This is a genomic window from Mesorhizobium sp. M7A.F.Ca.MR.176.00.0.0 (genome assembly GCF_004023165.1).
Taxonomy (GTDB): Bacteria; Pseudomonadota; Alphaproteobacteria; order Rhizobiales; family Rhizobiaceae; genus Mesorhizobium.
Genome location: NZ_RZTC01000111.1, coordinates 2,768 through 15,726 on the forward strand (window position 1 = coordinate 2,768; position 12,959 = coordinate 15,726).

Consider the following 12,959-nt stretch of genomic DNA (forward strand, 5'->3'; position numbering starts at 1 on the left):
GCGGCCGAGGGTTACGGCCCCTTTCGAGACCAACAAGCTGACATCGGACCCGGAGCGCTATCGGCGCAACACGCGGATCTATGAAGAATACCCGCAACTGGCGCTTGGCGGGCCGACGATCCGCTGGCTGCAGGCAGCCGCGAAAGCATCGGAAGCCGTCAGCGACCCCGATTTCATGGCTCGGATCCAGGTCCCGCTGCTGATCATCGCCGCCGGCGCCGACCAGGTCGTCTCGACCAGGGCCGTGGAAGCCTACGCCAGGCGTCTGCGGCTCGGTTCGCTGCTGATGATCGATGGCTCCCGCCACGAAATCCTGCAGGAAGCCGACATCTACCGCGAGCAATTGCTCGCCGCCTTCGACGCCTTCATTCCCGGCAGCGACGACCCCACAGCCTGACGGGCGCCGGTCGCTGGCCCGCTCCCCAAGGGGGGCCGCCGGCAGTAAAACGACTGCTTCAAGCGGTCGGCATCACCTGAATGGCGGCGGACGCTCGTTTAGCCGCGCAGGGCGGCCATGGCGGCGGCATGAAGTTCCGGCGTCGCCGCGGCGAGTACATCGCCGCCCTGTTCCGCCGGCCCGCCATCGAATGTGGTGACGACGCCGCCTGCCTTTTCGATGATCGGGATCAGCGCCACGATGTCGTAGGGCTTCAATCCGGGATCGGCGACGATGTCGACGCTTCCCGAGGCGATCATGGCGAAGGCATAGCAATCGGCGCCATAGCGGGCGAGCTGGATCTGTCTTTCGAATGCATCGTAACGGTTGCGCGCCTCGCCCTTGAACAGGGCCGGCGTGGTGGTGAACAGCGTCGCCTGGTCCAACTTCGTCGTCTTGCGGGTCGTCAGTTTTCGCGGCCCGCCTGGCCCCTCATAATGGGAGCCCGAGCCGTTGGCGTAGAAAAGCTCGCCGGTGAAGGGCTGCGCCATCATGCCGGCAACGGCGTCGCCATCGATCGTCAGCCCGACCAGTGTGCCCCACACCGGCAGGCCGGAAATGAATGCGCGCGTGCCGTCGATCGGGTCAATCACCCAGACGTGCCGGCTCGAAATGTTCTCGCTGCCATGCTCCTCGCCTAGAATACCATGATCGGGATACTCAGCCGATATCAGAGCCCGGATGGCGCGCTCGGCCTCGCGATCGGCCTCGGTGACCGGATCAAAACTGCCCTGTTCCTTGTTGGCGACCGCACCTTGGGCACGAAAGCGCGGCAAGGTCTCCGCCGCTGCCGCCTGCGCGATGCGACGCATGAAATCGATGCTGATGTCCAACTGATTCTCCCGCATTGCAGCATGCCCGAGCCCGGCTTTGCCGCCAATTTCGTGCCAAACAAGGGTGTCGAGGATTTTTCCGCGACGGCATCTGTTGCCTGGATGTCACACAGGCGCCATCGAAACGCAATTTCCACATCAGAGTGAATTAAAAAAGGCTGAAGGTCGCTTGACATTTGTGCAGCGCACAATACCCTCAATCTCGGACAGGGTTTCCTGTCCATGCCCTCCTTGGGCGTTTCCTCCCTAGACTTCGACCGTATCGTGCAAACGATGCGGTCTTTTTTTATGGCGCCATTCAGTCCGCGGCCAGCGGCAGGTTATTCACTCCGCGGCCAGTGGCAAGTCGATGAAATGATGATCGGGCATCAACATCAGGTCGGCTGAGAACCGCGTCAGATCGTCGGCCAGCGCATCGAAGCCGGCAGCCTTCTCGAATGTCCGCTCGTTCATATAGAGCCCCCGGTTGACCTCGATCTGCAGCGCGTGCAGATGGCGCGCCGGGCGGCCATAGTGCTCGGTGATGAAGCCGCCGGCATAGGGCTTGTTGTGGGCAACCGAATAGCCCATGGCGCTGAGCAGGCCGATCGCGGTCTCGGTCAGGGCGGCGGTTGCCGAGATGCCGAAGCGGTCGCCGATGATGAAGTCGGGCCGCTGGCCGCTGTCGCCGACCCGTATGCTCGCCGGCATCGAATGACAGTCGATCAGCACGGCAAAGCCAAACCGCGCATGGGTTCTGGTCAACAGCCGCTTCAGCGTCTCGTGATAGGGCTTGTAGACGGCCTCGATGCGGGAGACCGCTTCGGCCAGCGGCAAGCGGCCGGAATAGATGTCGAGCCCCTCGCCGACCAGCTTCGGCACCGTGCCCAGCCCGCCGGCCACCCGCGCCGAGCGGATGTTGCAGAAGGACGGCACCGGCTCGGCGAACATGCGCGGATCAAGCTCCCACGGCTCGCGGTTGACGTCGAGATAGGCCCTCGGGAAATTCGCCGCCAGCAACGGCGCGCCGAGCGCGACGGTGCCGCCGAACAGCTCATCGACGTAGCAGTCCTCGGACCGGCGGATGGCGTTGCGGTCCAGCCTTGCCATGGCAAGGAAGCGCTCCGGATAGTAGCGGCCGCTATGCGGTGAGTTGAAGAGGAAGGGGACGCGCTGCTCGACGCCCGACCGGATTTCGAAGGGTGGAAAGACCGAAAAATCCTCGGCTGCCGTCTTCAATTTGAACGAACCCGAAAACACCAGTGCATCATGATGTGAAAGTGCCACCTTGCAAGCCTCGTGTCCAGCATTTCGGCCGCAGCACACGCCCGGTAAATATGGATCATCCCCGTCAGCGTTCACTTGATGTTTACCCTCACCTCCTCATATACAGGATGGTTAACGGGCTTGCCCAACGGCAACCTCGGGCGGGTGATTCGGACGGGATATCATGGCACGCATTCTTCTGGCGGAAGACGACGACGATATGCGTCGGTTCCTCGTCAAGGCGCTGGAGCGCGCCGGTTACCAGGTCAGCGATTTCGACAATGGCGCCAGCGCCTATGAGCGGCTGCGCGAGGAACCGTTCTCGCTGCTGTTGACCGACATCGTCATGCCGGAGATGGACGGCATCGAACTGGCGCGGCGCGCCACAGAGATCGATCCTGATCTCAAAGTCATGTTCATCACCGGTTTCGCCGCCGTTGCGCTGAACCCGGATTCCAAGGCGCCGAAAGACGCCAAGGTGCTGTCGAAGCCCTTTCACCTGCGCGACCTCGTCAACGAGGTCGAGAAGATGCTGCAGGCGGCCTGAGCCCTTTTCTAGGCGAGGCGCCGCACCTCTTCGCCACTGCGGCGAGACGACGCCTTCTTTCCTTTTTCCTGCTATTGACGCGCTGGATCAAAAATGGTGTATGCGCGGCTTCGGATGGGCGTGTAGCTCAGCGGGAGAGCACTGCATTGACATTGCAGGGGTCACAGGTTCAATCCCTGTCACGCCCACCATCCAACCAGACAAGCAGATCTTGCATCGGCATTTCCCGGCTGGTTCCCCAGAGGTAGAGCGGTTCGCATAGGTTGACTTATAGCCTGCACCTGGCGCAACGCCGCATGCAGTGCTTGAGCTTGGCGAACGGTTTGTCGATTTGGGCTGAGGTCCGGACTATAGGGGCAGGAAGAAGAGCCCTTGCGAAGCCAGCCTACTGGTCATCGTCATCGCCATTGTCTGGATTGTCGACCAAACATCCCGCGCCGTGACACCCTTGGTAATTGCCTTGAGTGTCGAAATTCGCATTGCCGTCCTTGTCGTAACTCGGCCTTGGGTCGATGTAGCTGTCGTTCTTTCGACGCGCTTCCTTGCGATCCTTGTCTCTCTGTTCCTGCGCGGCTATGCGATCCATTGAGCGCTGCTCGTCTTCTGAACGTTGTGAAGTCTGTTGCATCATGCAGTCGGCAAACCTGTTGGTTCCTGGCCTATAGCCGTAAGAAGCGCACTGTTGCTGATCCATTGCGCGCTGATCCTCAGCGCTGACGCAACCAGCAACCGCCAACGGCACAAGCGCGATCAGCACATATCTCATCTTGAAATTCGGCATTTTGTCACTCCAGATCATTCTGATGGCACCGGGCAAGAGAGGTCACCCTCCTGGCAGTTCAGGTAGGCCCTCAACTGCCTGGTGCGAGCCTTGGTCAGTTCAGCTTGACAAGCAGCGGCAACCATCGGCGCCGCGGAGCCACCATCGTCACCGCTGGATTGAAACGTGCATTCGGCGTTGCGGAACGCAATCCACGCTCTCTGCGCTTTCACCAACCGTGCCTTGCCGTCGGAATCGTCCGTAAGCCGCTTCTGGATTTGCTTGAAGGTTTGGTTCAACGCCTGATCGGCTCTTTTGAAGTCCGAAGCTGGATCAGCCAGAGCCGCAGTGGCGGCGAACGACAGCATGGCGACGCCAGCAAGTAGAAAACGCATGATTGTATCCCCGGAATGAAAACAACCACAAGTAAGCACTGGGGGGGGGGCAGCCGACAAGCACCGAAAACCGTATAGTAAGCAAAGGGTTGTCGGGTTCAACAACGCAGGACGGACGAGGCTGGGGCCGTGAGGTGCGGGGGGGTGGCGGATAACTCATGCATTCGATGCAATGGCGGCCGAATGCGGCCGCCACAAGCTGACGTTGACATTTGCCGCTGCGCCATTGTCGAGGGCGGCGCCGGCGAGTTTCGCAACCCGGTCCTGACAGACCGGACGCCGGACGCAAACGCCGTCGCGGAAAGCTGTGCGCCCGTCCCGGTGCTGACCGGGACGGGCGACAGGCAATCAGATCATTGCGGCTCTGGATCAGGCGTATTTCCCGGCCTGTCGCCGCCGCCCTTGCCTTCACGGCAAGGCTCGCCGATGCCGCAGCATTTGCCGTTGTAGGTGACGCCGGGCTTCAGCTTGTCGCACTCCCTGGGAGCGGTTGTCTTGCAGCCGGCCAGCACCGAAACGGCGATGGCGGCCAAAAGGACGTTTCTTGAAACAGTAAACATCAGACGTTCTCCTTGATGGACCATGTTTGGACACATCGCTTGGTCGCGCCTCGGGAGAAATTGGTTCACAAGAAAATTGCGATCACCGGCGGAATCTTTTTGCGAGCTTGCCTTCGCGTGAAGGCGCATCGCCGATGCCGGGGCATTTGCCATGCTATGTGGTTTTCGGATTTGATTTATCGCATTGTCTTGTCGGCGTTGCCTGCAACCTGCCGTGACCGATGCAGCAGAACCGTAACAGGACATTCGCAACATTGCAGGCGAGAGACGTTTTCCATGATTGATCGCGTTGGACAATTCAGGGCTTGGTCGCCTCACACTCAGAAATGGTCCAGGGTCGAAGCCGGAATGGTTGGCGAAACTGCGCGCATTCCCGAGGCGGTGATCGGGTCTCCTTGCGTGCCGTCATGAGTTCACAGTCCAGAAGGGAAAAACTGTCGCCTTGGCCGAAGATACATCGCGAACTGAACCGTGTGCGCACGCAATTGCAGTCGCCGTGGTCGACATTGGGCAACGCGCTCATTTCCGCAAAGCAGAACGCTGAATACCGACGCGAACTCGGCAAGCGGATCGAAGCCGCCCGCGAGACTTACACGGCGTCGCCGATCTCGCAGATTGCCGACAGCTTCATGCTCGTCCGGATCATCGGCAATGATCTGGAACCGCGACACCGCAAGGGCCAGTCATTCGACAACGTGCTGTTCATTCTGGACAACGAACCGGTCTTCGACGCCTGCGAAAAATTCTGGATCGTCAATCGGATAGTCGACACCGACGAGGAAGCCCGGATCATCGGCCTGCTCGAAAGCCGCCGCCAGAATTTTCACACAATCCCCTTCGAACTCGATGCGTACCGGAAGATATCCTGGGACGTCGACCAGCTTGTTGCCGGCGACCTCAGATTCTCAGAGAAGGGCCGGGCGAGCGGAAAGGCCGCGCGTTACGAAACGCACATCCGCCGCAGCAAGAACCTCTATGTGATGAACAACAATGGGGCTCGCAACGCCGCGCTCGCGATTGCCCGCGGCAGGGCAAAATGGCTGATGCCCTGGGACGGGAACTGCTACCTGACAGGCTCTGCGTTCCAGCGGATACGGTCCGCGATCGAGAGAAACCCGCACCTTCCCTACGCTGTGGTGCCCATGGCGCGTATTGTCGACAATGCGCTTCTGCTGGACCAGAGCTTCCAGCCGCCGGCCGAGGAAGAGCCGCAGATCATATTTCGAGCCGATACCACGCAACTGTTCGACGAAAACTATGGCTACGGAAGGCGGCCAAAAATCGAGATGCTGTGGCGGTTGGCAGTTCCCGGCCCTTGGGATCGCTACCGCGACGACGCCTGGGATTTTCCACGCCCGGTCCGGGCAGCGGATGCCGGGCTGCTCCAGAAAGCGGGCTGGGTGGCGCGCCTGGATTCAGGACGTTCGCATCTGGAGATCGGCAAGGCCGGCTTCGTCGCGCGTCTGGTCAGCCGCGACCAGGCGATCGTCGATATGGTCGATCAATGTGACGCCAAGGCAGTCGCCGCTCGGCTTGATACCTCCCGCCTGGCTTTCTATGACGAAGACGCCCTCGCCCACGCGGTAAAGGACGGACCCATCGTGCGCTATCTCGAAACCGCGGCCGGTCAGGCACTCGCCCGCGGTCCGTTCAGCGTGCTCGACAAGACTGGCCGAGCCCCCAGCGGGGATCCCCAGGACTATTTTCACCCGGCGCCTTACTGGTGGCCCGACCCCGACAGACCCGATGGCCTGCCCTATATCAGGCGCGATGGCGAACGCGTGCCCGGCACGGCATTGTATGCAGCAGGAAGCGAAACCTACGATCGCACACGCTTACAGCGCGTCTTCGACGACACAACCGTGCTTGCGCTCGCCGCAACCGTGCTTGATGGACGTCATTACGCCGTCCACGCCGCGAGGCTCATTCGCGCATGGTTTGTCGATCCCAAGACAAGAATGAACCCGCATTTGCGCTATGCGCAGGTGCGGTCGGGCCACGACAACAATGAAGGGGCCGGCTACGGCATCATCGAGCTGAAGGATTTCTATTTCTTCCTGGATGCCGTACGCTTGATCGAGCGAACAGGAGTACTGGGCGACGAGGATCGCGAGGCGTTCAGAGCCTGGCTCGGTTCCTACTGTGAATGGCTGGACACCGCGCCGGCAGCCGCGACGGCCTTCTGCAGCAGCAGCAACCAAGGAACGTACTACGATTTGCAGCGGGCATCGATCGCCACATTTCTTGGCGACAGCGCCACCCTGGCCAAGATCAGCCTCTATGCTCGGGAGAGATTGGCGACCCAGATCGCAGCCGACGGCTCCTTGCCCAGGGAACTGTCCCGCACGCGCCCCAGGCACTACGCCATGTTTACCTTGCAAGGCTGGACGTCGCTGGCCCGTGTCCTGTCTTCGGTTGGTGACAATCTCTGGCAGCACAAGACAGCCGAGGGACTGGGACTGGTCCAGGCGCTGCACTGGCTTGTTGCGCACGAGAACAAGCGACACACCATGTCGGCCGAAACTGTCGATCCGGATCGGCTTGGGCCGCTGCTTCTCGACCTGACGCATCATGATCCCGCAGGGATGCCACCTGCCGATCTGGGAAGGGCGGCCAAGCCCATTTTTCATCCAGACGAGGCAATCGCGCCTTTTTGGCTGTGGCGAAGACGTTAGAGCAGTTCACCGTTTCACGGAAACGGCGACCCGCTCTAACTCCTTGTTTTTACGCAATTCCGGACGGAAAACCGTTTCACACTTTTCCTGGAATTGCTCTAGGGACGTCCGGCATTCCTGGCCTGTCACGTCGATGATGAGAACCACTTTCCCGAAATCAAACGCCCGCGACGGTGCAAAGGCTCTTCATTCTGGCCACCGCCAGATCGGGATCAGCGAGCAATCCTGCCTGGTCGGCAAGGCGGAACACGTCGGCATAGTGACGGATGCCGCGCGCCGACTGCATGCCGCCGACCATCGCAAAATGGTCCTGATGGCCATTCAGCCAGGCCATGAAGACGATGCCGGCCTTGTAGTACTCGGTCGGCGCCTCGAAGATTTTTCGCGATAGCGGCACGGTCGGCGCCATCAATGTGTCATAGCCGGCGCGGTCACCCTCCCCCAGTTTCGCCAGCGCTGCATTGGCGACCGGCGCAATCGCGTCGAAAATACCGAGCAGTGCGTGCGAGTGTCTTTTCTCGTCGCCGGCGATCAGTTCGGGATAATTGAAATCGTCGCCGGTGAACATGACGACGCCGTCCGGCAGACGGTTCCTCAGCGCGACCTCCTTGCCGGCATCGAGCAGTGAGATTTTTATCCCCTCCACCTTGCCAATATGGCGTTCGATGATGGCAACAACTGTATCGAGAGCAGACTCGAAATTCTCGCTGCCCCAATAGCCCCTGAGCGCCGGATCGAACATGTCGCCCAGCCAGTGCAGGATGACCTTGCCGGATGCCTGGGACAGGATGCGGTCGTAGACGCTGACATAGTCGTCCGGCCCCTTGGCAACTGCCGCCAGTGCCCGGCTGGCCATCATGATCGCCTTGCCGCCCAAGCCTTCGATGAAAGCGAATTGCCGCTCATAGGCGGTGACCACATCGTCCAGTGTCCTGGCGGCGGCGGGCGCCAGATGGTCGGTCCCGGCACCCGAGGCGAGATCGGCGCCATCGACGGTACGCGCCTCGGCGATCGAACGGCGAATCAATTCCTGCGCGTTTGCCCAGTCGAAACCCATGCCGCGCTGCGACGTGTCCATCGCTTCGGCGATGCGGAATCCCAGCCGCCACAGATGGTGACGGAACGACATCGTCCTGTCCCAGTCGACCACCGGCCGGGACCATGGATCGGTCATGGCGAGCGGATCGGCAACGACGTGCGCGGCGGCATAGGCGATACGCGAAAATCGCGCGCCGATGTCAGGCTGCACGGGCTCGCCAACCAGCGTGTACCGGGTGCTGCCGCCACCCTCACCAGGCATGGAAATGTCCATCGATCTCTCCCTTCTCAACGCTACTAAATGGAACGTTCCAATAAATCAAGAACCTTTAAGATTCCGGCTCCACGGCAGGAAGAATGCTGCATTGCAACACAAATCCTTGTGGGGCAAGCCATTTGAGTACGCACAATCGGCGTTCGAGGCGCGGGAAAAATCCCGATTGACTTACGAGCGGAGCAGAGATTAGAACGTTCCAATAACTTTGGGCCTGCACTCGGGGAGGATGCATCTGGATGGCCAACCGGGCCAAGGCGACAATATTCGACATCGCCCGCGAAGCAGGCGTGTCCAAATCGACGGTATCGCTCGTGCTCCAGGGCAGCGGGCTGATCCGGCCCGAAACAGCGAGCAAGGTGCGCAAGGCGATCGAGGATGTCGGTTACGTCTACAACCGCGGCGCCGCCAATCTGCGCAAGGCGCACTCCAATGTCATCGGCATGGTCATCAACGATCTCACCAATCCTTTCTTCGCAGAGCTGGCGGTTGGCATGGAGCGGGTCTTCCAGTCGGCGGGCATCGTGCCGTTCATCGCCAACACGGCGGAAAATCCGGTACGCCAGGAAGAAGTGCTGAAGTCGTTGATGGAGCAAGGCGTCGCCGGCCTCATCGTGTCGCCGGCTCGCGGCACGACGCCGGGCGCCTTCAGGCGGATCGAGACGGCAGGTCTGCCGGTGGTCTTCGCCATGCGCCGGCTTCCCGAGAGCCGTATTCCGGTTATCGCGCCCGACAATCATCGCGGCGCCTATCTCGCCACCGCCCATCTGATCGGCAAGGGACATCGCAGGCTGGTCTTCTTCGGCGGTTCGTCCGACCTGGTGGTCTATCACGATCGGCTTGGCGGATTTCGCGAAGCCTGCGAGACGCAGGGCATCTCCGACCGCGACGCACTGGTCGTCGAGGGAGAGACCAGCCGCAGAGGCGGTATTGCGTGCCTCGAAACCGCTCTCGCTATGGCTGAACCGCCGACCGCGGCGCTCTGCTTCAACGACGCTGTCGCCTTTGGCGCCATGCTGGCGCTGCGCAAGCGCGGGCTTGAGCCGGGAACTGATTTCGCCATCGTCGGTTTCGACGATGTGGCCGAGGCCGAACATTACATGCCGGCTCTGACCAGCGTCGCGGTGGATTCGGCCGGCCTCGGCGAACGCGCCGCCCATGTCATGCTGAAAATGATCCAGTCGCGCACCACACGCGCCGAAGACCATATCGGCGCGGTCAATCTGGTCGTCAGGGAAAGCTGTGGCCCGGATCGCCGCACCCGAAACAGGACGGCCGGTTCGGGGAGCACGAATTGAGCAAGGTCGTTTCGGCAGCGCAGGCAGCGGGCCTGATCAAGGACGGCATGGTCGTATCCGTGTCGTCGTCGAGCGGCCTCGGCTGCCCCGACGCCGTGCTTGCCGCGATCGGCGAACGCTTCGACGGGGAAGGCCATCCGAAGAACATCACGACGCTGCACCCGATCGCAGCCGGGGACATGTACGGCATCAAAGGCATCGACCATCTGGCCAAGCCCGGCCTGCTGAAGCGTACTTTGTGCGGCTCCTACCCGTCCGGCCCCTCCTCTTCCGAACCGCCGCAGATCTGGAAGATGATCGGCGACAATTCGGTCGCCGCCTACAACGTGCCGTCCGGCATCCTGTTCGACATGCACCGCGAAGCGGCCGCCAAGCGGCCGGGCGTGCTGACCAAGGTCGGCCTCGACACCTTCGCCGACCCGCGCCACCAGGGCTGCGCCATGAACGCCGCCGCCAGCGAGCCGATCGTTTCGGTGCAGCAGTTCGACGGCGAGGAATGGCTCTATTTCCGCTCCATCGTGCCGCAGGTCTCGATCATCCGCGCCACGTCGGCCGACGAGCGCGGCAACCTCACCTATGAGCATGAGGGTGCCTATCTCGGCGGCCTCGAACAGGCACTCGCCGCCCGCAACAATGGCGGCATCGTTATCGCGCAGGTCAAGCGCGTCGTCGAGAACGGCACGCTGAAACCGCATGATGTGCGCGTGCCGGGCGTCGTGGTCGACCATATCGTCGTCGCGCCCGACCAGTTGCAGACGACGCTGACACCCTATGACCCGGCGATCTCCGGAGAAATCTTCCGGCCGCTGTCGAGCTTCCGCACGCCGGAGATGAACGTCCAGAAAGTGATCGCGCGCCGCGTCGCCATGGAGTTGCGCGACGGCATGGCCGTCAACATCGGCTTCGGCATTTCCGCCAATGTGCCGCGCATCCTTCTCGAGGAAGGACAGCACGGCAAGATTACCTGGGTGATCGAACAGGGCGCGGTCGGCGGCGTGCCGCTGCTCGACTTCAAATTCGGCTGTTCGTCGAACGCCGACGCCTTCATGCCCTCGCCGCACCAGTTCATCTATTTCCAGGCCGGCGGCTTCGACGCCTCGCTGCTGTCCTTCCTGCAGATCGATCGCCATGGCTCGGTCAATGTCTCGAAGCTTTCGGCGCGCCCGCATGTCACGGCTGGCGCCGGCGGCTTTGTCGACATCACCGCACGGGCGAAGAAGATCGTCTTCTCCGGCTTCTTCAATGCCGGCGCCAAGCTGTCTCTGGCCGATGGCGGCATCCGCATCGAGGCGGAGGGCAAGGTCAAGAAGGTGGTCAACGAAGTCGAGCACATCTCGTTTTCAGGCAAACGCGCGGTCGCGCAGGGACAGGACATCACCTATGTCACCGAGCGCTGCGTGATGAAGCTGACGCCGGAGGGCCTGGTCGTCACAGAACTCGCACCCGGCATCGATCTGCAGCGCGATGTGCTGGCGCAGTCGGAAATTCCGTTGGGCATTGCCAAGGACCTCAAGACGACACCGGCAGCCCTCTATCAGGAGCAACCGATAGGCCTGTCGCTGAATGGCGGCGCCTCGCTTGGAGGCGCGCATGGCTGAGCACCTCGTCACCTTTGAAACCGACGGCGCCATCGGCGTCGTCACGCTGCGCCGGCCGGAGAAATTCAACGCGCTGGACATTCCGATGCTGCGCGCGCTGGAGACGGCGCTCGACGCGGCCGAGATGGCCGAGGGCGTCCGCGTCGTGCTGCTGCGCGGCGAGGGCAAGGGATTTTGCGCCGGTGGCGATGTTGAAGCGTGGGCGCGGATGAGTGCCGCCGATTTCCAGGTGCAATGGGTACGCTACGGCCACCGCGTCTTCGACCGGCTGGCGCGGCTCAGGCAGCCGACCATCGCCGTTTTGTCGGGCCATGCACTGGGCGGCGGGCTGGAGCTGGCTGTGGCTTGTGATTTTCGCGTGGCGGAAACACAGGTGAAACTGGGCTTCCCCGAAACCTCGATCGGTGTCGTACCCGGCTGGTCAGGCACGCAACGCGCCGTGCGCCGCTTCGGCGCGCAGACGGTGCGTCGCATGGCGCTCGGCGGCGAGATCTTTCTCGCCCCCGAGGCACTCGCTCTGGGCATCGTCGACCGGGTGGTCGCGACTGGCAAGGCATACGACGAAGCAAGGGCTTGGGCGGAAAAGATCGCCGAGCGCGGCCCGCTGGCGACCGAATCCGCCAAGCTGATGATCGCGATCGCCGAAGGCGAGGAAAGTGCCGCCGCCGCCGAAGCGCTGGCCAGCGGCTTCATAGCCCTGACCGGAGATCTCAAGGCCGGCGTCGACGCCTTCAAGGCCAAGCAGAAGCCGGCCTTTTCGAGATCCTAGAGGAAACAGATGAACGCACCCCTCAAGATCGCCATGCCGGCCGAGGCGTCCGCGGCGCCGAAAGCGTACAGGCTGCTGATCGACGGCAAGCATGTCGATGCCCGCGACGGCCGCATGATTGCTCGAAATAGCCCCGGCCACGACTTCACCGTCTCGCACTACGCACAGGCCGGCGAGGCCGAAGTGGAAGCCGCTGTGCAGGCCGCCCACAAGGCGTTCGAGACCGGTCCATGGCCGCGCATGAAGGCAGCTGAGCGGGCCGCGATCCTGCTCAAGGCGGCTGACCTGATCGAGGGCCGGCTGGAAGACATCGCCCGGCTCGATGCACTGGAATCCGGCAAGCCGATCGCCCAGGCGCGCGGCGAGATCGGCGGCGCCGTTGACATCTGGCGCTATGCCGCCTCGCTTGCCCGCACGTTGCATGGTGAATCCTACGCCAATCTCGGCGATGCCATGCTGGGCGTCGTCCTGCGCGAGCCGATCGGCGTCGTCTCGATCATCACGCCGTGGAATTTCCCGTTCCTGATCGTC

Annotated in this window: 13 protein-coding genes and 1 tRNA gene; 8 read left to right on the forward strand and 6 right to left on the reverse strand. The window is 62.1% G+C overall.

Annotation, left to right across the window (positions count from 1 at the left end; genetic code table 11):
• Positions 1-397 (forward strand): alpha/beta hydrolase (locus tag EOB59_RS36775; protein ID WP_245486786.1); only part of this gene is annotated, 397 nt, incomplete at its 5' end.
• Between the two features lie 98 nt (positions 398-495).
• On the opposite strand, the gene hisN is transcribed toward EOB59_RS36775, so the two are convergent.
• The gene (gene hisN / locus EOB59_RS27685) at positions 496-1,269 is read right to left on the reverse strand and encodes a histidinol-phosphatase (protein ID WP_127290528.1); all 774 of its coding nucleotides are present in this window, start codon (positions 1,267-1,269) and stop codon (positions 496-498) included.
• A gap of 324 nt (positions 1,270-1,593) precedes the next feature.
• The gene (locus EOB59_RS27690) at positions 1,594-2,535 is read right to left on the reverse strand and encodes an N-formylglutamate amidohydrolase (RefSeq protein WP_128289693.1); all 942 of its coding nucleotides are present in this window, start codon (positions 2,533-2,535) and stop codon (positions 1,594-1,596) included.
• Between the two features lie 163 nt (positions 2,536-2,698).
• Between EOB59_RS27690 and EOB59_RS27695 the strand changes: the two genes are divergently transcribed.
• Together EOB59_RS27695 and EOB59_RS27700 are read left to right on the forward strand one after the other, a co-directional pair.
• Positions 2,699-3,061, forward strand: a complete 363-nt coding sequence (locus tag EOB59_RS27695) for a response regulator (RefSeq protein WP_006199474.1) — start codon at positions 2,699-2,701, stop codon at positions 3,059-3,061.
• A 116-nt stretch (positions 3,062-3,177) separates the two neighbouring features.
• Positions 3,178-3,252, forward strand: a tRNA-Val gene (locus EOB59_RS27700).
• Between the two features lie 194 nt (positions 3,253-3,446).
• On the opposite strand, the gene EOB59_RS27705 is transcribed toward EOB59_RS27700, so the two are convergent.
• From EOB59_RS27705 to EOB59_RS27715, 3 genes are all read right to left on the reverse strand, one after another.
• Positions 3,447-3,842, reverse strand: coding sequence for a hypothetical protein (locus EOB59_RS27705; protein ID WP_128289694.1), 396 nt, complete (start codon positions 3,840-3,842; stop codon positions 3,447-3,449).
• A gap of 14 nt (positions 3,843-3,856) precedes the next feature.
• On the reverse strand, positions 3,857-4,216 hold the full coding sequence (locus EOB59_RS27710; RefSeq protein WP_127272393.1) for a lysozyme inhibitor LprI family protein: 360 nt from the start codon (positions 4,214-4,216) through the stop codon (positions 3,857-3,859).
• Between the two features lie 353 nt (positions 4,217-4,569).
• Positions 4,570-4,776 carry a hypothetical protein gene (locus EOB59_RS27715; protein ID WP_127267240.1) on the reverse strand — a complete coding sequence of 69 codons (207 nt, stop codon included), beginning with the start codon at positions 4,774-4,776 and terminating at the stop codon, positions 4,570-4,572.
• Between the two features lie 407 nt (positions 4,777-5,183).
• On the opposite strand from EOB59_RS27715, the gene EOB59_RS27720 reads away from it, so the two are divergent.
• A complete protein-coding gene (locus EOB59_RS27720; protein ID WP_128289695.1) occupies positions 5,184-7,451 on the forward strand; it encodes an alginate lyase family protein in 2,268 nt (755 codons plus the stop codon).
• 157 nt (positions 7,452-7,608) lie between these two features.
• On the opposite strand, the gene EOB59_RS27725 is transcribed toward EOB59_RS27720, so the two are convergent.
• A complete protein-coding gene (locus tag EOB59_RS27725) occupies positions 7,609-8,763 on the reverse strand; it encodes a dihydrodipicolinate synthase family protein (protein ID WP_128289696.1) in 1,155 nt (384 codons plus the stop codon).
• Between the two features lie 239 nt (positions 8,764-9,002).
• On the opposite strand from EOB59_RS27725, the gene EOB59_RS27730 reads away from it, so the two are divergent.
• The 4 genes from EOB59_RS27730 to EOB59_RS36780 all read left to right on the forward strand — a co-directional run.
• Positions 9,003-10,061, forward strand: a complete 1,059-nt coding sequence (locus EOB59_RS27730) for a LacI family DNA-binding transcriptional regulator (RefSeq protein WP_027037607.1) — start codon at positions 9,003-9,005, stop codon at positions 10,059-10,061.
• Positions 10,058-11,659 carry an acyl CoA:acetate/3-ketoacid CoA transferase gene (locus EOB59_RS27735; protein ID WP_128289697.1) on the forward strand — a complete coding sequence of 534 codons (1,602 nt, stop codon included), beginning with the start codon at positions 10,058-10,060 and terminating at the stop codon, positions 11,657-11,659. Before EOB59_RS27730 ends, EOB59_RS27735 begins: the two co-directional genes overlap by 4 nt.
• Positions 11,652-12,428, forward strand: a complete 777-nt coding sequence (locus EOB59_RS27740; protein ID WP_128289698.1) for an enoyl-CoA hydratase/isomerase family protein — start codon at positions 11,652-11,654, stop codon at positions 12,426-12,428. The genes EOB59_RS27735 and EOB59_RS27740 overlap by 8 nt, the downstream gene beginning before the upstream one ends.
• A 33-nt stretch (positions 12,429-12,461) precedes the next feature.
• The coding region (locus tag EOB59_RS36780) for an aldehyde dehydrogenase family protein (RefSeq protein WP_348639542.1) at positions 12,462-12,959 on the forward strand (498 nt) is incomplete at its 3' end.